The sequence below is a fragment of the Paraburkholderia sp. J12 genome (assembly GCF_905220215.1).
In the GTDB taxonomy this organism is placed as follows: Bacteria; Pseudomonadota; Gammaproteobacteria; order Burkholderiales; family Burkholderiaceae; genus Paraburkholderia.
On the sequence record NZ_CAJMZC010000005.1, the window covers coordinates 213,626 to 233,324 of the forward strand.

General features: G+C 65.9%; 16 protein-coding genes. 14 read left to right on the top strand and 2 right to left on the bottom strand.

Annotated elements, in window-relative coordinates; genetic code table 11:
• Positions 1-9: 9 nt before the first annotated feature.
• The 8 genes from U5760_RS14040 (at position 10) to U5760_RS14075 (ending at position 10,967) form a co-directional block, all read left to right on the top strand.
• Entirely contained in the window at positions 10-1,062 is a 1,053-nt protein-coding gene (locus tag U5760_RS14040; protein ID WP_322012519.1) for a microcin C ABC transporter permease YejB, read from the top strand.
• Positions 1,016-2,131: an ABC transporter permease gene (locus U5760_RS14045; RefSeq protein ID WP_322012521.1), complete on the top strand. Its 1,116-nt coding sequence runs from the start codon at positions 1,016-1,018 to the stop codon at positions 2,129-2,131. Before U5760_RS14040 ends, U5760_RS14045 begins: the two co-directional genes overlap by 47 nt.
• On the top strand, positions 2,131-3,810 hold the full coding sequence (locus tag U5760_RS14050) for a dipeptide ABC transporter ATP-binding protein (RefSeq protein WP_322012523.1): 1,680 nt from the start codon (positions 2,131-2,133) through the stop codon (positions 3,808-3,810). The genes U5760_RS14045 and U5760_RS14050 overlap by 1 nt, the downstream gene beginning before the upstream one ends.
• Complete coding sequence (locus U5760_RS14055; RefSeq protein WP_322012525.1) at positions 3,807-5,243, top strand: TldD/PmbA family protein; 1,437 nt, start codon at positions 3,807-3,809, stop codon at positions 5,241-5,243. Before U5760_RS14050 ends, U5760_RS14055 begins: the two co-directional genes overlap by 4 nt.
• Complete coding sequence (locus tag U5760_RS14060; RefSeq protein WP_322012527.1) at positions 5,243-6,622, top strand: TldD/PmbA family protein; 1,380 nt, start codon at positions 5,243-5,245, stop codon at positions 6,620-6,622. The genes U5760_RS14055 and U5760_RS14060 overlap by 1 nt, the downstream gene beginning before the upstream one ends.
• 65 nt (positions 6,623-6,687) lie before the next feature.
• The gene (locus tag U5760_RS14065; protein ID WP_322012528.1) at positions 6,688-7,215 is read left to right on the top strand and encodes a GNAT family N-acetyltransferase; all 528 of its coding nucleotides are present in this window, start codon (positions 6,688-6,690) and stop codon (positions 7,213-7,215) included.
• 5 nt (positions 7,216-7,220) lie between these two features.
• Complete coding sequence (locus tag U5760_RS14070; RefSeq protein ID WP_322012529.1) at positions 7,221-7,778, top strand: GNAT family N-acetyltransferase; 558 nt, start codon at positions 7,221-7,223, stop codon at positions 7,776-7,778.
• 21 nt (positions 7,779-7,799) lie between these two features.
• On the top strand, positions 7,800-10,967 hold the full coding sequence (locus tag U5760_RS14075) for a multidrug efflux RND transporter permease subunit (protein ID WP_322012530.1): 3,168 nt from the start codon (positions 7,800-7,802) through the stop codon (positions 10,965-10,967).
• 56 nt (positions 10,968-11,023) lie between these two features.
• Here the strand turns inward: U5760_RS14075 and U5760_RS14080 are convergent, their stop codons facing one another.
• Positions 11,024-11,614: an XRE family transcriptional regulator gene (locus tag U5760_RS14080; RefSeq protein WP_322012531.1), complete on the bottom strand. Its 591-nt coding sequence runs from the start codon at positions 11,612-11,614 to the stop codon at positions 11,024-11,026.
• A 723-nt stretch (positions 11,615-12,337) separates the two neighbouring features.
• On the opposite strand from U5760_RS14080, the gene leuC reads away from it, so the two are divergent.
• From leuC to leuB, 4 genes are all read left to right on the top strand, one after another.
• Positions 12,338-13,747 (top strand): 3-isopropylmalate dehydratase large subunit, encoded by a 1,410-nt coding sequence (gene leuC / locus U5760_RS14085; protein ID WP_322012532.1) that lies wholly within the window; start codon positions 12,338-12,340, stop codon positions 13,745-13,747.
• A 4-nt stretch (positions 13,748-13,751) separates the two neighbouring features.
• Positions 13,752-13,892: a hypothetical protein gene (locus U5760_RS14090; RefSeq protein WP_322012533.1), complete on the top strand. Its 141-nt coding sequence runs from the start codon at positions 13,752-13,754 to the stop codon at positions 13,890-13,892.
• 96 nt (positions 13,893-13,988) lie between these two features.
• Positions 13,989-14,639, top strand: coding sequence for a 3-isopropylmalate dehydratase small subunit (gene leuD, locus U5760_RS14095; RefSeq protein ID WP_322012534.1), 651 nt, complete (start codon positions 13,989-13,991; stop codon positions 14,637-14,639).
• Between the two features lie 49 nt (positions 14,640-14,688).
• On the top strand, positions 14,689-15,756 hold the full coding sequence (leuB, locus tag U5760_RS14100) for a 3-isopropylmalate dehydrogenase (protein WP_322012535.1): 1,068 nt from the start codon (positions 14,689-14,691) through the stop codon (positions 15,754-15,756).
• Between the two features lie 80 nt (positions 15,757-15,836).
• On the opposite strand, the gene U5760_RS14105 is transcribed toward leuB, so the two are convergent.
• Entirely contained in the window at positions 15,837-16,001 is a 165-nt protein-coding gene (locus tag U5760_RS14105) for a hypothetical protein (RefSeq protein WP_322012536.1), read from the bottom strand.
• Positions 16,002-16,090: 89 nt separating this feature from the next.
• Here U5760_RS14105 and asd point away from each other — a divergent pair, with 89 nt between their 5' ends.
• Together asd and U5760_RS14115 are read left to right on the top strand one after the other, a co-directional pair.
• A complete protein-coding gene (asd, locus tag U5760_RS14110; protein ID WP_322012537.1) occupies positions 16,091-17,212 on the top strand; it encodes an aspartate-semialdehyde dehydrogenase in 1,122 nt (373 codons plus the stop codon).
• Between the two features lie 143 nt (positions 17,213-17,355).
• Entirely contained in the window at positions 17,356-19,686 is a 2,331-nt protein-coding gene (locus tag U5760_RS14115; protein ID WP_322012538.1) for a FimV/HubP family polar landmark protein, read from the top strand.
• The last annotated feature ends 13 nt before the right edge of the window (positions 19,687-19,699 follow it).

The window sequence follows — 19,699 nt, forward strand, 5'->3', positions numbered from 1 at the left end:
GGATCACCCATGTTCGCTTACATACTCAGACGATTGATGCTGATGGTGCCGACACTGATCGGCGTCGTCACGCTGACTTTCGTCGTCACGCAGTTCGTGCCGGGCGGCCCGGTGGAGCAGATGGTGACGCAGTTGCGCCACGGCGCGAGCCGCGGCGGCGAGACCGGCAGCGGGGGCGGCGGCTATCACGGCAGCCAGGGCGTGGACCCGCAGCAGATCGAGCAGATCAAGAAGCAGTTCGGCTTCGACAAGCCGCCGCTCACGCGTTACTTCCTGATGCTCAAGAACTACGCCACGTTCGATCTCGGCCAGTCGTACTACCAGCACGACAGCGTCTGGAACGTGATCCGCTCCAAGCTGCCCGTCTCCATCACGCTGGGCTTGTGGACGGTGTTGCTCACCTACGTCATAGCGGTGCCGCTAGGCATCGCCAAAGCGGTGCGCAACGGGTCGCGCTTCGATACCGTCACGAGTGCCCTCGTGCTGGTGGGCTACGCGATACCGGGCTTCGTGCTGGGCGTGCTGCTGCTGATGCTGTTCGGCGGCGGCACCTTCTGGCAGCTCTTTCCGATGCGCGGCCTCACGTCCGATAACTTCGACGACCTGAGCACGATCGGCAAGGTGCTGGATTACCTCTGGCACATCGTGCTGCCGGTGACGGCTTCGGTGGTCGGCAACTTCGCCATCGTCACGATTCTCACCAAGAACACCTTTCTCGAAGAGATTGGCCGCCAGTACGTGCTCACCGCGCGTGCGAAGGGCGCGCCCGAGCGCGACGTGCTGTGGAAGCACGTGCTGCGCAACGCCGCGATTCCGCTCCTGACGGGCCTGCCCGCCGCCTTCGTCGGCGCGTTCCTGAACGGCAACCTGCTGATCGAAACGTTGTTCTCGCTGGATGGCATGGGTCAGCTTTCCTACGACTCGGTGATCCGCCGCGATTACCCCGTCGTGCTCGGATCGCTGTTCCTGTTCACGCTGATCGGCCTTATCACCAAACTCATCGCTGACGTCTGCTATGTCCTCGTCGACCCCCGCATCCAATTCAACCGCCTGGACCACTGAGGCGTCGGCGGCCACGACACCGGTGGCCTCGGTCTCTCCCTGGCGTCGTACGTGGCTGCGCTTCAAGGCGCAGCGGCTCGGCTACTGGAGCCTCATCATCTTCACCGGGCTGTTCGTCGTGAGCCTGCTCGGCGAAGTGCTGGCCAACGATCGTCCGCTGCTGGTGCGGTACGACGGCCACTACTACTTCCCGATCGTGAAGGAGTACCCAGAAACGCTCTTCGGGGGCGATTTCCCGGCGAAGACGAACTATCTCGATCCGTATATCCGCGAGCGGCTTTCGGCGGGCAGCAACTTTGCGATCTACCCGCCGAACCACTTCCATTACGACACGATCGACTACTTCGCGACGCAGCCCTTCCCGGCGCCGCCGTCGGCCAGCAACTGGCTCGGCACGGACCAGTTCGGGCGCGACGTGCTCTCCCGGCTGCTGTACGGCTTCCGGCTTTCGGTGCTGATGGCGATGGCGCTGACGGTCTCCGGCGTGCTGGTGGGCGTGCTCACCGGAGCGATACAGGGCTTCTACGGCGGGCGCACCGACCTGATCGGGCAGCGGCTGATCGAGATCTGGTCCTCCATGCCCGATCTGTATCTGCTCATCATTTTCGCCTCGATCTTCGAGCCCACCTTGTGGCTGCTCTTCATCCTGCTTTCGATGTTCGGCTGGCTCGTGCTGTCCGATTACGTGCGCGCCGAGTTCCTGCGCAACCGTTCGCTCGATTACGTGAAGGCCGCGCGCACGATGGGGCTCTCGAACTGGCAGATCATGTGGCGGCACATCCTGCCCAATAGCCTGACACCGGTGATCACCTTCCTGCCGTTCCGCATGAGCGCGGCGATTCTCTCGCTCACGAGCCTCGACTTCCTGGGGCTTGGCGTGCCGCCGCCGACGCCGAGTCTCGGCGAGCTGCTGCAGGAGGGCAAGAACAATCTCGACGCATGGTGGATTTCGATTTCGGCATTTGCGGCGCTCGTCATTACGCTGCTGCTGCTGACCTTCATGGGCGACGCGCTGCGCAACGCGCTCGACACGCGCTCTAAGGGCTCGGCATTCGGAGGGGGCAAGTAATGAGCAGCACGTTGCTGGAAATCGACCGCTTCTCGGTTCGCTTCGGCGAAAAGGTGGCGGTCCAGGAACTGAGTCTTTCGATGCAGCGCGGCGAGCGCGTCGCGCTCGTCGGCGAATCGGGCTCGGGCAAGAGCGTGACGGCGCTCTCCATTCTCCGTCTCGTCGAACACGCGAAGCTCTCGGGCCGCATGCTGTTCGACGGCGAAGACCTGCTGCAGAAAACCGAGCAGCAGATGCGCGGCATTCGCGGTGCCGACATCGCCATGGTGTTTCAGGAGCCGATGACGGCCCTGAATCCGCTCTACACGATCGGCAAGCAGATCGCCGAAAGCCTGCGCCTGCACGAGGGCCTGCGGCCCAACGAAGCGCGGGCGCGCGGCATCGAACTGTTGCGGCGCACGGGCATTCCCGAGCCGGAGCGGCGTATCGACAGCTTCCCGCACCAGCTTTCGGGCGGCCAGCGCCAGCGCGCGATGATCGCGATGGCGCTCGCGTGCCGTCCGCGTCTTCTGCTCGCCGACGAGCCCACGACAGCGCTCGACGTGACGGTGCGCCAGCAGATCGTCGATCTGCTGATCGAGCTGCAGGAGCAGGAAGCCGCCGATCGCGGCATGGCCGTGCTGCTGATTACGCACGACCTGAATCTCGTGCGCCGTTTTGCGCAGCGCGTGGCGGTGATGGAAAAGGGCGTGCTCGTGGAAACCAACACCACGGAAGCGCTGTTCTCGAGCCCGCAGCATCCCTACACGCAGCGCCTGCTCGACAGCGAGCCGAAGCGCGCGGTGGATCCGGTCGAGCCGGACGCGCGCCGCATCCTGGACGTGAAGGGCGTGGCGGTGGACTATCACACTGCGGGCAAGGGCTGGCGCTCGCTTTTCGGCGGCACGAAGTTCCGCGCCGTGCACGAAGCGGATCTGAGCCTGCGCCGGGGCGAGACGCTCGGGATCGTGGGCGAATCCGGCTCGGGCAAATCGACGCTGGCGTTCACCGTGCTCGGCCTGAACCGGCCGGCACAGGGCGAGATCCTGATCGACGGCTTGCCGCTTTCCACGCTGCGCAATCCGAAGTCGCGGCGCGATCTGTATTCGCGCATGCAGGTGGTGTTCCAGGATCCGTTCGGCTCGCTCTCGCCGCGCATGACGGTGGAGCAGATCATCGGCGAGGGTCTCGTGGTGCACCGGCCGGAGATCGACGCGGCGGCGCGCCGGGCGCGTATCGGCTCGCTGCTCGAAGAAGTGGGGCTGCCGGCCGAGTCGATGCTGCGCTATCCGCACGAGTTCTCGGGCGGCCAGCGTCAGCGTATCGCCATTGCGCGTGCGCTCGCGGTAGAGCCCGAACTGATGGTGCTCGACGAACCCACGAGCGCGCTGGACGTCTCGATCCAGAAGCAGGTTCTCGCATTGCTCACGAACCTGCAGAAGAAGTACAAGCTGAGCTATCTGTTCATCACGCACGACCTGGCCGTGATGCGCGCCATGGCTCATCGCGTGATCGTGATGAAGGCGGGCCGCATCGTCGAGCAGGGCGATACGCTCGACGTGCTGCAAGCGCCTACACATCCCTATACGCAGGCGCTGCTGGCTTCCTCGATGATGCAGGGGCCGGCCGAACTGGCTCTGCATGGCGCCGCAGTAGACGCTAAAGCGCCAGTTGCGATCGACAAGGAGAAATTCGCATGATCGACGAGCGCTGGGCAAGCGCCGCGCAGGCGCTCAGGAGCGGTGCCGACTTCTGGTCGCTGCGCGTGGTGGACGAACAGATCGACGACCACGAAGTGCGCAACGACGTCGTGCAGCCGCTGCGCACCGTGCACGAGCGCGGCGCGATGCTGACCGCATGGGCCGGCGCCGGCGCGGGCTATGCGGCCACGGCCGACCTCAGCGCCGCGGGGCTGCAGCGCGCGCTCGACATTGCCACCGCGCGCGCGCAGGCGAGCGCGGCCTACTCGCTGATCGACCATCGCCAGATCGCACGGCCATCGGGCAGCGGCCGCTATGCGTCGCCGAACGCCGATGCGCCGCTCCTCGCTCGCCGCGAATGGCTCGAACGCCTCTCGCACGAATGCGCGGCGGCGAAGCTCGACGAGCGCATCGTGGAGCGCGTGGCCAGCATGCACATCGCGCAGGCGGATCAGCTTTACCTGACGAGCGACGGCGTGCGCATCGAGCAGCGCTTTCGCTTCCTGATGCCGCAGCTGAGCGTGGCGGCGCACGCCAACGGCGACACGCAGGTGCGCACGCTGGGCGGCAACTACGGCACGCTCGCGCAGGGCGGCCTCGAAATTCTCGCGCGCTATGGTTTCGAAGGCTCGGGTGCGCGCGTGGCCGACGAAGCGCTGCAACTGCTCGCCGCGCCCAACTGCCCCTCGGGCAAGCGCGACCTGTTGCTGATGCCGGACCAGATGATGCTGCAGATCCACGAGTCGATCGGCCATCCGCTCGAACTGGACCGCATCCTCGGCGACGAACGCAATTTCGCGGGCTGGAGCTTCGTGAAGCCGGAGATGTTCGGCAGCTACCAGTACGGCTCCGAACTGCTGAACGTGACGTTCGATCCCACGCTGCGCGAAGAGGCCGCCACCTATGCCTGGGACGACGACGGCAGCGAGGCCACGAAGCAATACCTGATCCGCGATGGCGTGCTGGAACGGCCGCTGGGCGGGGCGCTTTCGCAGCAGCGCGCGGGCCTGGCCGGCGTGGCGAATTCGCGTGCCTCGAACTGGAACCGTCCGCCCATCGACCGCATGGCGAACCTCAATGTCGAACCGGGCAGCCAGACGCTCGACGCGATGATCGCCAATATCGAGCACGGCATCCTGATGTCCACGAATACGTCCTGGTCGATCGACGACCATCGCAACAAGTTCCAGTTCGGCTGCGAGTATGGCCGGCTGATCGAAAACGGCAAGCTCACGCAGGTCGTCAAGCGTCCTAACTATCGCGGCATTTCCGCGAGCTTCTGGCGCAGTCTCTCCGCCGTGGGCGACGCGGGCACGCGCGAGGTATTCGGCACGCCCATGTGCGGCAAGGGCGAACCGGCGCAGATCATTCGCGTGGGGCACGCCTCGCCTGCGTGCGTATTCAGCAACGTCGACGTATTCGGAGGCGCCTGATGAACGACGCTCTCTTCACACGCGCTCAGGCGCCGGCGCGGGGCGACTGGCGGGTTGACTGGCATACCCATTTCACGACGCTCGCCGGCGCGATCGACCGCCTGGTGCAGCCGGGCGAAACGGCGCTCACGTCGTTTGCGGGCGAACAGTCGGACTTTATTCGCTTCAACGGCGGCAAGGTGCGCCAGACGGGCCAGGTGTCGCAGGGCCGCCTCACGCTGCGCCTCATCGACGGCGCGCGCCAGGCCTATTCCACGCTCGACATTTGCGGCGACGCCGACCAGGATCTGCGCCACGTAGGCGCGACGCTGGAAACGCTGCGCGCGGGCCTGCGCGACGCGCCCGACGATCCGCACCTGCTTTACGACACCACCTCGTGGCAGCGCTCCACGCGCCGCACGGGCCGTCTGCGCGATCCGCATGCGCTCGTGCATGTGGTGGCCGAGTGTGCACACGGGCTCGATTTCGTGGGCTTCTACGCGGGCGGCATGCTCGCGCGCGGCTTTGCCTCCACGAGCGGCAGCCGCGGCTGGTACGAAGTGGAGAGTTTCAACTTCAGCTGGTCGCTCTATCACCCGAGCGGCCGCGCGATCAAGACCACCTACGCCGGCGACAACTGGGACGACGCCGTTTTCGCCCGCAAGGTGCAGGAAGCCGCAGCGCGACTGCCGGTGCTCGCGCTCGCGCCGCGTGCGCTCGGCCCGGGCCGCTATCGTGCATGGCTTGCGCCGGCTGCGCTCGAAGACCTGTTGGGCGTGGTCGCGTGGAGTGGTTTTTCCGCCCGCGCGCAGGCCGCGTCGCTGAGTTCGCTGTACCGGCTGCACGCCGGCGAGGTGGCGCTTGACCCGCGCGTGACACTGACGGAAGATCTCGACCTCGGCATCGCTTCCGCATTCAATGAGGATGGCTATCTTCGCGAGAGCGTGCCGCTGCTACGCGAGGGGCGCAGCGCCGGGCAACTGACGAACGCACGCACTGCGCGCGAGTACGGCCTTGCACCCAACGGTGCGCCGGCGAACGAGGCGCCTTCGTCGCTCGCCATGGCGGGCGGCGATCTGGCCGAAGCGGATGTGCTCGCGGCGCTCGGCACGGGTCTCTATGTCGGCAACCTCTGGTACGTGAATTACTCGGACCGCATGAGTTGCCGCCTGACCGGCATGACGCGTTTCGCGACGTTCTGGGTGGAAGAGGGACGCATCGTGGCGCCGGTCGACGCGATGCGTTTCGACGATAGTCTGTATAGCCTCCTGGGCGAGAAGCTGGAGCGTGTGGGCGCGCAGCCCGAACTGCTCCTCTCCGACAGCTCGTGGGGCGAGCGCGCAACGGGCGGCATGAAACTGCCGGGCGTGCTCGTCAGGGAGTTCGAACTGACGCTTTAAGGCGTTCTCCCACCTCACGGCCTGCCGGCCGGCCCGCGACGGCGCGAACAACAAGGAAAAGAACGATGCAGTCGAGGATACCCGAGGGCCTCGTCGTGCGGGCCATGCGCCCGGGCGATGCCGAAGCTTTTCATGCGCTGCAGCAGGGCCCGTCCGTGCTGCGCGGGCATGTGCACACCCCATACAGGACGCTTGCGGAGACGCGCCAGTCGCTTGAGAAACTGGCGGCGCCCGCCGTGTCCATCGGCGCGTGGGCAGGCGAAACGCTGGTCGGCCAGGTCGGGCTGTATCCGCAGAAAATGCGGCGCTCGCACGTGGGCCAGATCGCCATCAGCGTGCACGACGCATGGCAGCGCCGCGGCATCGGCAAACGCCTCATGACCGAGGTGCTCGATCTGGCCGACAACTGGCTCGGCCTGCGCCGCCTCGAACTGCACGTCTTTACGGATAACGAAGCGGCGATCGCGCTCTACCGCCAATGCGGCTTCGAAGTCGAAGCGCACTTTCGCGGTTCGGTGTTGCGCGAAGGTGTGCTCGTCGATTCGTTCGTGATGGCCCGCCTCATCGCCCCTTTGCCGTTCGCCACGGAGTGACCGCCATGTACGACCCGACCTCATCGCCCGAGCGCCTGCCGGCAGGCGCCCTTCGCGTGCGCACGAGCGAGCCGGCCGATTTCGAGGCCATGGCTGAAATCATGAACATGCCAGGGGGGCGGTTCGGCACGCTTTCGACCGGCTATCGCACGCCCGAATCGCTGCGCGCGTGGTTCGACGGCCGCTCGCAGGGCTCTATCGTGATCTGCGCCGAGTACGAAAGCCGCGTGGTTGGCCATGCGAGCCTCCTGGTCGGCCAGCCGCGGCGCTCGCATTGCGCAGGGCTCGGCATTTGCGTTCACGACGCATTCCAGGGCCGCGGCGTGGGCAGCGCGCTGATGGGCGCGCTCGTCGAGTACGCGGATGGCTCGCTCGGCCTGCGCCGGCTCGAACTCGAGGTGTTCGCCGACAACGCGCCCGCTATCGCGCTCTATCGCAAGTTTGGCTTCGTCGAGGAAGGCCGCGCGCGCGGAGGCTCGATCCGCAACGGCGCACTCGCCGACACGCTGTACATGGCGCGCTACGCCGACGCGCCGCCTTTCGCCGAACCTTCATCCTCATAACCTGACCCGACGGACGCGCGCGTGCCCTTTTTCTTCATCAACAGACCGGTTTTTGCGTGGGTGGTCGCGCTCGCCGTGGTGGTGGCGGGCATGCTGGCCATTCCGATGTTGCCGGTTGCGCAGTATCCGCGGCTCTCGCCGCCGCGCATCGTGATTGCCACGGAGTTTCCGGGCGCTTCGGCGGAAGAGGTCGACAACAACGTCGCGAGCATTATCGAGGAGAGCCTCGACGGTGCCGAAGGCCTGCTCTACTACGAGACCACCAGCGACGCGCTCGGCAACCTCGAAATCGACGTCACGTTCACGCCGGACACGAATCCCGATATCGCGCTCGTGGACGTGCAGAACCGCCTCAAGCAGGTGGAGGCGCGTCTGCCGCAATCCGTCGTGCAGCAGGGCATCGACGTGGAGAAGTCGGCCGATACGTTCCTGATGCTCGTGGCGCTCACGTCCACCGACGGCACGCGCGACTCCGCGCAACTGAGCGACTATCTGAACCGCTACATCATGCGCGACCTGAAGCGCGCGCCAGGCGTGGGTTCGGCCGAGCTCTGGGATGCCGACGAGGCCATGCGCATCTGGCTCGATCCGATCAAGCTGCGCGAGTACGGCTTCACGGCCGCCGACGTGAACACGGCCATCGCGGCGCAGAACTCGCCGGTCACGGCGGGCACGCTTGGCAATGCGCCATTCGTGAACGGCCAGCAGACCACCGAGTCCGTGGCCGTGAAGGGGCAACTGGAGACGCCCGAGGAATTCGGGCAGATCGTGCTGAAGGCGAAGACGGACGGCTCGCTCGTGCGGTTGCGCGACATCGCGCGCGTGGAGATCGGACGCGACGACTATTCGTTCTATTCGCGCCTGAACGGCCGCCCGGCGGCCACCGTGGGCATTCAGCTCGGACCGCGCGGCAATGCGCTCGAAACCTCGAACGCGATCCGCGCGCGCCTCGCCGAACTCTCGAAGCATCTGCCCTCGGGCATCGCCATCGAAGTGCCTTTCGATACGGCCTACTTCGTGCGCGTGGCGATCCGCGAAGTCGTCATCACGCTGCTCGAAGCCGTGGTGCTGGTGTTCGCCGTGATGTGGCTGTTCCTGCGCGATCTGCGCTCGACGCTCGTGCCGACCGTCGTGATACCCGTCACGCTGATGGGTGCGTTCGTCGCGTTGTACGCGGGCGGGATGTCCATCAACGTGTTCACGATGTTCGGGCTCGTGCTCGCCATCGGCATACTCGTGGACGACGCGATCGTGGTGGTGGAGAGCGTGCACCGCGTGATGCACGAACGCGGCCTGCCGCCGCGCGAGGCCACGCGCGTGGCCATGAAGCGCATCGGCGGCGCCATTGTCGGCGTGACGGCGGTGCTGACCGCCGTGTTCGTGCCGATGTTGTTCTTTACCGGGAACGTGGGCGGCATCTACCGGCAGTTCGCCGTGGCGATGATCGCCTCGATGCTCGTGTCGTCGTTCATGGCCCTCTCGCTCACGCCGGCACTGTGCGCGAATCTGCTGAGGATGCCGAAGCATATGCGGCATGGCGCGAAACCGGCCGGCGCGATGGCCGGCGTGGCGGGTCACGCCGCGCGCGCGTCGCGCGGCTATCGCGCGTTCGTTGCGGCGATGCTGCGCCGGGCGCCGCGCATTCTCGTGATCTATGCCCTGCTGTGCGCAGGGCTCGCGCTGCTCTACTGGAAATTGCCGCAAGGCTTCCTGCCGACCGAAGACGAAGGCCAGCTTCAGGTGATGATCCAGCTGCCTGCCGGGTCCACCCAGGCGCGCACGTTCGAAGTGGTGAAGCGCGTGGAGGCAATCCTGCGCAAGGAGCCGGCCGTCGGCAACGTGACGAGCGTGGTGGGCTGGAGCTTTTCGGGCAGCGGGCAGAACGTGGCCATGGCGTTCGTGGAGCTGAAACCGTGGAGCCAGCGCAGCGAAGACGCCGAGACGCTGCGCGATTCGCTCAACGACCAGTTCGGCTCGATACTCGACGGCGACGTGGATGCGGAGCTGCCGCCGCCCGTGCCTGGCATCGGGCACTCGGAGGGCTTCACGTACCGGCTCGAAGACCGCGGCGGCGTGGGCATGGATGGCCTCAAGGCCGCGCGCGATCAACTGATCGATCTGGCGGGCAAGAGCCACGTATTGACCAATGTGCACTCGGAAGACCTGCCCGACGCGCCGCGCGTGGAGCTCGACGTCGACCGCAGCAAGGCCTATGCGTACGGCGTGCCGTTCGATCATATTGCCGACGTGCTTGGCAGCACGTTCGGCTCGAACTACGTGAACGACTTTCCGGCGGGTGGACGCATGCGCCGCGTGATCGTGGAAGCCGACGCGCCCACGCGCATGGACTATAACCAGTTGCTCGACCTGCCGGTGCAGAACACGGCGGGCGGCACGGTGGCGATGTCGTCCATTGCCTCCACGCGCTGGACGCTCGGCCCCGTGATTCTGAGCCGCTACAACGGCTATCCGTCGCTCGACGTGACGGGGCGCGCCGCGTCCGGTCATAGTTCGGGTGAGGCGATGGCGGAGATCGAGCGGCTCGCTCTCGCGCTGCCCGTGGATGTTTCGGGCGAATGGACCGACACGGCGTTCGAAGAAGCCGAAGCCGCGCGGCAGACGCCGCTCCTTATCGGTCTCTCGCTGCTCGCGGTGTTCATGGTGCTGGCGGCGCTCTACGAAAGCTGGATCACGCCGTTTTCGGTGCTGCTGGTCGTACCGCTCGGCGCGATCGGCGCGGTCTCGGCGATGCTGCTGCGCGGGCTGCCCAACGACATCTATTTCAAGGTGGGCATGGTGACCGTGATCGGCCTCGCAGCGAAGAACGCGATCCTGATCGTGCAGGCCGCGAACGCGCGCCGCCTGCGCGGCATCCCGCTCGGCGCGGCCGTGGTGGGGGCGAGCGCCGAGCGTCTGCGGCCCATCGTGATGACCTCGGCGGCGTTCCTGCTGGGCGTGCTGCCGCTCGTGCTCTCGCAGGGCGGCGGCGCGGAGAGCCGGCATTCGATCGGCACGGGCGTGTTCGGCGGCGTGATTGCCGCTACGGTGCTCGGTCTCGTGTTTACGCCGGTGCTCTATTACGCGGTGGCGTCACGCGTGCGCGGCAAGCGCGCTGACGACATGGCGCCGCGCGGCCGCGAGGCGCACGTTTCGGAAACGATCGAAGACAACGAGACGGAATTGCGCTGAGCGCGCAGGAGGACGGCGCGGGGCATCCCGCGCCGGACACGACGCCCGACGCCCGCCTAGAAGAGGCGCGGCGTGCCGACCCACACGAGCACGGTTTCCTGGCCGGACGTATTGGTCCAGGCGTGCGGCACCGTCGATTCGTAGTGCGCACTATCTCCCACGCCGAGCACGAACGACTTGCCTTCGAGCGTGAGCGTCACCTCTCCCGAAAGAACGTGCAGGAATTCCTCGCCCGCATGGGTGGTGACTTCGCTCGGACGATCGTCGCCGGGCGGCATGCGCACGAGGATCGCTTCGAGTTGGCGGCCGCCCGAGGGATTGGTGAGGCGCGCGTAGAGATCGGTCGAGTCGGCGAAGCCAAAGAACTTGAGATCCTGACCGCGGCACACGCAGCCGGCTTCGGTGGGTGTATCCACGAAATAGCTGACTGGCACGCCGAGCGCCTTGGCGATGCTCACGAGCGAGGTGATCGAGGGGCTCGCGAGATCGCGCTCCACCTGCGAAAGAAACGGTTTGGACAACTGCGCCGCCGTGGCGATGTCGTCGAGGGTGCGGCCCTGCCGCTGACGCAGCCCGCGGATTTTGCTGCCCACGGAGACGACGTTCTGTGAAACGACGCTTTGTGATTCGACGGCTTTCGAAACCATGACGGAACGTAATTGTCTGATAGATGCGCTGGGAGCCGGAAACGTCGCCGCCTGAATGGCGTGGTTATGGCGCGTTCCATTCGAATTTCTGGCCGCTATATCCCCGGATACCAGATAGTACGCAATTCCCGGTATGTGGCGGAAAATCAGCCGATTACGATTTTAAATGGCAGGGAGTCCCCAAAGTTTAATTCTAGTTCTCGCCATGTGGGTGTGCGAACGAGGGGATCTGACCGCGGCTGGTCGGGGGTTTTGGCCCGTTGACCTGCCGTGCGTGGTGCATGGCTCGTAGTCATGCACGATGCGAGCATAGCATTAATTGCGTGTCTAAAAAATAACCGGTAAATACCTGCTCCCGGGCGTAATAGAAGCGTAATGGAGGCCGCCGGGTTTGCGGGATCCGCACCATTCCTGAAGATTACCGATTGTTCACCGGTGGCAAACGTTTCGCTTAACGTACCTTGCTTTGTTTCAATAGTCTGACTGACTCGCGCGGGCCCGCGCAAGCCAGGTGAAATACTTCGCGCACCTTCCTGGAAGCGTTGCCGGCGCTTTCGCCACCGCCTCGCCCGCTGCCGGGTAACGCCGATACAGGTATTGCCACTACCACCCAACTCACTGTTTTTTATGGATTTTTTCTGCGGGGCTCTGCATGGGACGGGTCTCGCGTGGCATAATCGGCGAACACCGTAATGCCCGGCAGTCACTCATTCCCCGCATATCATGGCAAAGACGCTCTACGACAAACTGTGGGACTCCCATGTGGTCCACACGGAAGAAGACGGTACGACGCTCCTCTACATCGACCGTCAACTGCTGCACGAAGTCACCAGCCCCCAGGCCTTCGAGGGCCTGAAGCTGCACGAGCGCCCGGTCTGGCGCCTCAGTGCGAACCTGGCGGTCTCCGACCATAACGTGCCCACCACCGACCGCAGCCACGGCATCGCCGATCCGGTTTCGAAGCTGCAGGTGGATACGCTCGACGCGAACTGCGATGCCTTCGGCATCACGCAGTTCAAGATGGCCGACCAGCGCCAGGGCATCGTCCACATCGTCGGTCCGGAGCAGGGCGCCACGCTGCCGGGCATGACCATCGTGTGCGGCGATTCGCATACGTCCACGCACGGCGCGTTCGGCGCGCTCGCGCACGGCATCGGCACCTCGGAAGTCGAGCACGTGCTCGCCACGCAAACGCTCCTGCAGAAAAAGAGCAAGAACCTGCTCGTGAAGGTGGAAGGGCCGTTGCCGCGCGGCTGCACCGCGAAGGACATCGTGCTCGCCATCATCGGCAAGATCGGTACGGCGGGCGGCACGGGCTACGCCATGGAATTCGGCGGCTCGACCATTCGCGCGCTCACGATGGAAGGCCGCATGACCGTGTGCAACATGGCGATCGAAGCCGGCGCGCGCGCCGGCATGGTCGCCGTGGACGACACGACCGTCGAGTACCTGAAGAACCGCCCGTTCTCGCCGCAGGGCGCGGAGTGGGATCAGGCCGTGGCCTACTGGAAGACCTTCCGTTCCGACGAAGACGCGCACTTCGACCGCGTGGTCGAACTGAATGCCGCCGAAATCGTGCCGCAGGTCACGTGGGGCACCTCGCCGGAAATGGTCACGTCGATCGACGGCCGCGTGCCCGATCCCGAGCGCGAAAAGGATCCGGTCAAGCGCGATGCGATGGAACGCGCGCTGCAATACATGGCGCTCGAACCGAACATGCCGATCGAGTCCATCAAGCCGGACAAGATCTTCATCGGTTCGTGCACGAACGCGCGCATCGAGGACATTCGCGCCGCCGCCTACGTCGTGAAGAAGCTCGGCCGTCGCGTGGCGTCGAACATTCGTCTCGCGATGGTGGTGCCGGGCTCGGGCCTCGTGAAGGCGCAGGCCGAGCGCGAAGGGCTCGACAAGGTATTCACCGACGCGGGCTTCGAGTGGCGCGAGCCCGGCTGCTCGATGTGTCTCGCGATGAACGCCGACCGGCTGGAGCCGGGCGAGCGTTGCGCCTCCACCTCGAACCGTAACTTCGAAGGCCGTCAGGGCGCGGGTGGCCGCACCCACCTCGTGAGCCCGGCCATGGCCGCGGCGGCGGCCATCGAAGGTCATTTCGTCGATATTCGCAAGCTGGGATAAGAGTATGAAGGTAACGATTTTCTGGCGTCGTGTGGCGCTCTTCTCGCTGGCCGGCGCGCTGCTCGCGCTAACGGGCTGCAACACGGTGGCCGGTTTCGGCCAGGACATCAGCGACTCCGCGCGCTCCGTGCAGCACGCGCTGTAAGCGCGCCCGCTGTCTCGTTGCGTTGTCGCTGTATTGCGTGTGGCCGGGCGGCGTTCGCGCGCCCGGCTCGCCCTGCATCCTTCAGGATCACGGACCATGGATAAATTCATCGTACATACCGGCGTCGTGGCGCCGCTCGATCGCGAGAACGTCGATACGGACGCGATCATCCCGAAGCAGTTTCTCAAGTCGATCAAGCGTACCGGCTTCGGCCCGAACGCCTTCGACGAATGGCGCTACCTCGACCACGGCGAACCCGGCCAGGACAACTCGAAGCGTCCGCTCAACCCGGACTTCGTGCTGAACCAGCCGCGCTATCAGGGCGCCTCGATCCTGCTCGCGCGCAAGAACTTCGGTTGCGGCAGCTCGCGCGAGCATGCGCCGTGGGCGCTCCAGCAGTACGGCTTTCGCGCGATCATCGCGCCGAGCTTCGCCGACATCTTCTACAACAACTGCTTCAAGAACGGCCTCTTGCCGATCGTGCTCACCGAGCAGCAGGTGGATCATCTGTTCAACGAAACGTATGCGTTCAACGGCTTCCAGCTGACCGTCGATCTCGACAAGCAGGTCGTGCGCACGACCGACGGCAGCGCCGAATATCCGTTCGAAGTGGCCGCGTTCCGCCGCTACTGCCTCTTGAACGGCTTCGACGACATCGGCCTCACGCTGCGTCACGCCGACAAGATCCGCCAGTACGAAGCCGAGCGGCTCGCGCGTCAGCCGTGGCTGAACAACCGCGTGCTCTGAGCGTTTGCCCGAATCCAACGTACAACGAAACAAAGCGAGGAATCCCAGGATGAAGATTGCAGTGCTGCCGGGCGACGGCATCGGTCCCGAGATCGTGAAAGAAGCCGTGAAGGTGCTGAACGCACTGGGCGAAAAGTTCGAGATGGAAGAGGCGCCCGTGGGCGGCGCGGGCTACGAGGCGAGCGGCCATCCGCTGCCCGAAGCCACGCTCGCGCTGGCGAAGTCGGCCGATGCGATCCTGTTCGGCGCCGTGGGCGACTGGAAGTACGACTCGCTCGAACGCGCGCTGCGGCCCGAGCAGGCCATTCTCGGCCTGCGCAAGCATCTGGAGCTGTTCGCGAACTTCCGTCCGGCGATCTGCTATCCGCAGCTGACGGGGGCGTCGTCGCTCAAGCCCGAAATCGTGTCGGGCCTCGACATCCTGATCGTGCGCGAACTGAACGGCGACATCTACTTCGGCCAGCCGCGCGGCGTGCGCGAAGCGCCGGACGGCCTCTTCAAGGGCGCGCGCGAAGGCTTCGACACGATGCGCTACGCGGAGCCCGAAGTGCGCCGCATCGCCCATGTGGCCTTCCAGGCGGCGCAGAAGCGCCAGAAGAAGCTCACGTCGGTGGACAAGGCCAACGTGCTGGAGACGTCGCAGTTCTGGCGCGACATCATGATCGATGTTTCGAAGGAGTATCCGGACGTCGAACTCTCGCACATGTACGTCGATAACGCGGCCATGCAGCTCGTGAAGGCCCCGAAGGCGTTCGACGTGGTGGTGACGGGCAACATGTTCGGCGACATTCTCTCGGACGAAGCGGCCATGCTCACGGGCTCGATCGGCATGCTGCCCTCGGCCTCGCTCGACAAGCACAACAAGGGCTTGTACGAGCCTTCGCACGGCTCGGCGCCGGACATCGCCGGCAAGGGCATTGCGAATCCGCTCGCCACGATCCTTTCGGCCGCAATGATGCTGCGCTATTCGCTCAATCGCGCCGAGCAGGCCGATCGCATCGAGCGCGCGGTGAAGAAGGTGCTCGAACAGGGCTACCGCACGGGCGACATCCTCACGCCGGGTGGCCAGCAGGTGGGCACGGTGGCGATGGGCGACGCGGTGCTGGCGGCGCTGTAATCAGGAAGCGGGAAAGGGCATGCTTTCGAGCCTGCCCTTTTTTCTTTGCATGGCTTCTGCGTTGTGCGGCACAGGCGTCGTCAATAGCGCAGATTGCGGGTTCCCCCGCGCGAATTAGCGGTTTTCGTGTATATTGTTCCGATGGCGACGATCCCCCAGATCACCTTTATTTCGAAACTCCACGGCACGGCCCGTGCGATTTCGCTCGCCATTACGACGAAAGCCATTACCAAAACGATCACCATTCGTTGATCGCTCGTCGTGCCCGCTCATCTTCCCCGCGCGGCCACGCCGGGCGAGTGAAGCGGGGAAGTGTCCATTTCAAGGGTAAGTCATGAACGTAGGTCTCGTAGGTTGGCGCGGCATGGTCGGCAGCGTGCTGATGCAGCGCATGCAGGAAGAACGTGATTTCGACCTGATCGAGCCGGTGTTTTTCAGCACCAGCAACGCAGGCGGCGCGGCGCCGTCGTTCGCCAAAAACGAGACCCGGCTCAAGGACGCCAACAGCGTCGACGAGCTCAAGAAGTGCGACATCATCATCACCTGCCAGGGCGGCGACTACACGAACGACGTGTATCCGAAGCTGCGCGCGGCAGGCTGGAAGGGTTACTGGATCGACGCGGCTTCGGCGCTGCGCATGAAGGACGATGCGGTCATCATCCTCGACCCGGTCAACCTGGACGTCATCAAGGACGCGCTGGTCAAGGGCCAGAAGGACTTCATCGGCGGCAACTGCACGGTGAGCCTGATGCTGATGGCGCTTGGCGGCCTCTTCCGCGAGAACCTCGTGGACTGGATGACGGCCATGACCTATCAGGCCGCTTCGGGCGCCGGCGCGCAGAACATGCGCGAACTGCTCGCGCAGATGGGCACGCTCAACGGCGCGGTGCAGGACGATCTGGCCAATCCTTCGTCCGCGATCCTCGACATCGACCGCAAGGTGCTCGCCGCCATGAACGGCGAAGCCATGCCGACGCAGCACTTCGGCGTGCCGCTCGCGGGCTCGCTGATTCCGTGGATCGACAAGGATCTCGGCAACGGCATGTCGAAGGAAGAGTGGAAGGGCGGCGCCGAAACCAACAAGATTCTCGGCAAGCCGGCCATGGGCCAGCCGGGCTCGATCCCGGTCGACGGCCTGTGCGTGCGCATCGGCGCGATGCGCTGCCATTCGCAGGCGCTCACGATCAAGCTCAAGAAGGACGTGCCGCTCGACGAGATCGACGGCATCCTCGCTTCGGCCAACGACTGGGTGAAGGTGGTGCCGAACCAGCGCGAAGTGTCGATGCACGAACTGTCGCCCGCTAAGGTGACGGGCACGCTGACGGTGCCGGTGGGCCGTGTGCGCAAGCTCGCGATGGGCGGCGAGTATCTGTCGGCGTTCACGGTGGGCGATCAGCTGCTGTGGGGGGCTGCCGAGCCGCTGCGCCGCATGCTGCGCATTCTGCTCGACAAGTGAATCATTTAAACTACGCGGCTAATGACGCGTAGAGACGATGGAAAGCGCCGCGCCAGCCGCGGCGCTTTTTTATTTTTCATTGTGTCTTTGCAACCTGTATCTGATTCGTCGACAGCCGCGCGAGCGGTATGCCAGGGCATCTGATGATCGTTCGATTTGATTCTGTTTCCGCCGCCACGAAGCGGCGGGCAGCCCACGCCGCCACGGCGGCAGTGTTTTTCGCGCTGAGCGGTGTTGCCGGCGCGCAAGGCGGTAACGCGGCAGCGGCTGCGAGCGCTGCGCCGGCTGCATCGGCAGCCGCAGCGGCATCGGCTGCTGCGCCCACCGCACCCATTGTCGGCCAGTATTCGGTGCACCCGGGACAGTCCCTGCACGATATTGCCGTCGATCTCACCCAGTCGCACGACAAGAACCTGCTCGCTAACGTGAGTCAGGCATTGTTCGATACCAACCCCAATGCGTTTGCCAGGCATGACCCCAGCCGGCTGAAGGTCGGCTCGGTGCTGAATGTGCCTGGCGTGGCGGGCGTCGTGGCCGGCGCTTCCGGCGTGACGGCGGCTTCGGCGCCTGAAGCTGCCTCGGCACCCGCGACGAGCGCGGCTGCCGCGAGTGCGCCGGTTGCCTCGGCGCCCGCGAGCGCGCCAACCGCTGCCGCAGCCGGTGCGAGCGTCGCCGTGGCCAGCTCGGCGGCGAGTGCGGTATCCGCGACGGCAGCCAGCGCAGCAGCAGGCACGACGGCCAGTGCAGCGGCCGCCGCATCGGCAGCACCAGGCGCTGCCCTTGCGGCGTCGGCATCGGGCGCTTCGGCCAGTACGGCTGCGAGCCAGCCGGTCGCTGCCAGTGGTGCGAGCGATACCCATGTCTGGAGCGGCTCGATCGAAGCCGCGCCGGCGAGTGCGCAAGCTTCGTCGCCGCAAGTGACCGCTCCCGTATCGAGTCTCCAGCAATTGCTGGCGCTCAAGAACCGCGTGTTGATGGCGTTGCAGAAGCACGGCATCGGCAAGCCCGCGCAGCCTGCAGCCGTGAGCAGCGGCGTGCCGGTCAGCGGCGCAACTGCGGCGGGTGCGGCCAACCCCGCGCCGGGCGCCGCGCAGCCGGAACTCCCCCCTGTGGTGCTGGGCGTCGCGGCAGCGATCGGCTGCGTGGTGATCCTCCTGCTGATCGTGCGTTTGCTCATGCGCAAGCGCAAGAAGCCCGTGGAGACCGTCGATGACGTGCCGCCCGCCGTGCAGGATTCGCCGGTCGCGGGTGAGTCAGTCGAGCCGGCGGGGCTGAAAACGGCCGAGGTACCGGATGCCCGTGCAGCGGCTTTAGCCGGTGCCGCCGCCACGGCGGAGACCGTGCCGCGGACACAGGCAGAACTCTCGCACGATCGGCCGCAACCCGACGAAACCCTCGATCACGCCACCGATGCCGCCCGTCTCTCGGCTACGGCATCGTCCGGAGGCGAGGCATTGCCGCCTGCGTTCTCCGAAACCGCACAGGACGAGCCGCAACAGGCCAGCCCGGTCGAACCGCGCGCGGATCACGAAGAGCCTGATCTTCCGGCGCACGGCATAGCACCCGCCGGCGAACCGGAAACACTCGCAGATGCCAGCGACGCAGCAGGTTTCGCCGCTGCCGCCGAACTGGGCGCATCTGCGCTGGCGCCGGAGGGCTTGCCGGCCGAGGCGCCCGCAGGCGAGGCCGAGGAACTGGCTCGCGCGGCAGAATCGGATCTGCCCGAGGCCGCGCAGGAGCCCGCGCAAGAACCTGCCGACGAACCCGCATCGCCGCAGCACGCAGCCGAGCCGCCGCAGGTCGCTCAGGCCGCCCAGGCTGACATGCCCGCGCTGGACCTCGGCATGCCGCCCACGGTCCCGGAGCCGGAACTCCACCTGCCCGGCGAACCGGCCCACGTTCCGCAACCCGAAACCCCGCATTTCGCAGAACCCGCATTGCCCGCAGTTGCCGCAGAAGACATGAATTACGCAGCCGTACCGCCCGAGTTCCCGCACGATGCCGTAAGCGCCCTCGGCGGTCTCGACATGCCGCTGCCGCCGCGGCTTGCCGATCCGGCAGACCTGGCCGCCCCGCACGCGCCGCTTTCCACGGAGCCGGTGAACTCGCCGGAAACGACGGCCGCCCAGGCCATGCCGTTCTTCGAGCCTCCCCCGCTGCCGGCCGGCGAGGCCATCCAGGCGGGCACGGCCGGACCGGGTGCCATCGCGGGTCTCGGGGCGCCGCGGTTCGGCGCGCTCACGCTCGACTTCGACCTGAACCTGCCGCCCGATTCGGCCGAGCCGCTGCCGGTCTTCACGCCGGAGCAACTCGCGCGCATCGCCCGCAACAAGCTCGAACTCGCGCACGAATACATCGCGCTGGGCGATCTTTCGGGGGCGCGCTCGCTCATCAACGAGGTGATCGAGTCGAACGATCACGCCACGCGCGCCGACGCGCAGGCGCTGCTCTCGACGCTCGCGCCGCTCTCGTAACCGGAGCGCGGCA

Excerpts from the sequence above, each read along its gene's own strand:
- U5760_RS14040 (WP_322012519.1), top strand. The coding sequence starts at position 10 with ATGTTCGCTTACATACTCAGACGATTGATGCTGATGGTGCCGACACTG.
- U5760_RS14045 (WP_322012521.1), top strand. The coding sequence starts at position 1,016 with ATGTCCTCGTCGACCCCCGCATCCAATTCAACCGCCTGGACCACTGAG.
- U5760_RS14050 (WP_322012523.1), top strand. The coding sequence starts at position 2,131 with ATGAGCAGCACGTTGCTGGAAATCGACCGCTTCTCGGTTCGCTTCGGC.
- U5760_RS14055 (WP_322012525.1), top strand. The coding sequence starts at position 3,807 with ATGATCGACGAGCGCTGGGCAAGCGCCGCGCAGGCGCTCAGGAGCGGT.
- U5760_RS14060 (WP_322012527.1), top strand. The coding sequence starts at position 5,243 with ATGAACGACGCTCTCTTCACACGCGCTCAGGCGCCGGCGCGGGGCGAC.
- U5760_RS14065 (WP_322012528.1), top strand. The coding sequence starts at position 6,688 with ATGCAGTCGAGGATACCCGAGGGCCTCGTCGTGCGGGCCATGCGCCCG.
- U5760_RS14070 (WP_322012529.1), top strand. The coding sequence starts at position 7,221 with ATGTACGACCCGACCTCATCGCCCGAGCGCCTGCCGGCAGGCGCCCTT.
- U5760_RS14080 (WP_322012531.1), bottom strand. The coding sequence starts at position 11,614 with ATGGTTTCGAAAGCCGTCGAATCACAAAGCGTCGTTTCACAGAACGTC.
- leuC (WP_322012532.1), top strand. The coding sequence starts at position 12,338 with ATGGCAAAGACGCTCTACGACAAACTGTGGGACTCCCATGTGGTCCAC.
- U5760_RS14090 (WP_322012533.1), top strand. The coding sequence starts at position 13,752 with ATGAAGGTAACGATTTTCTGGCGTCGTGTGGCGCTCTTCTCGCTGGCC.
- leuD (WP_322012534.1), top strand. The coding sequence starts at position 13,989 with ATGGATAAATTCATCGTACATACCGGCGTCGTGGCGCCGCTCGATCGC.
- leuB (WP_322012535.1), top strand. The coding sequence starts at position 14,689 with ATGAAGATTGCAGTGCTGCCGGGCGACGGCATCGGTCCCGAGATCGTG.
- U5760_RS14105 (WP_322012536.1), bottom strand. The coding sequence starts at position 16,001 with ATGGTGATCGTTTTGGTAATGGCTTTCGTCGTAATGGCGAGCGAAATC.
- asd (WP_322012537.1), top strand. The coding sequence starts at position 16,091 with ATGAACGTAGGTCTCGTAGGTTGGCGCGGCATGGTCGGCAGCGTGCTG.
- U5760_RS14115 (WP_322012538.1), top strand. The coding sequence starts at position 17,356 with ATGATCGTTCGATTTGATTCTGTTTCCGCCGCCACGAAGCGGCGGGCA.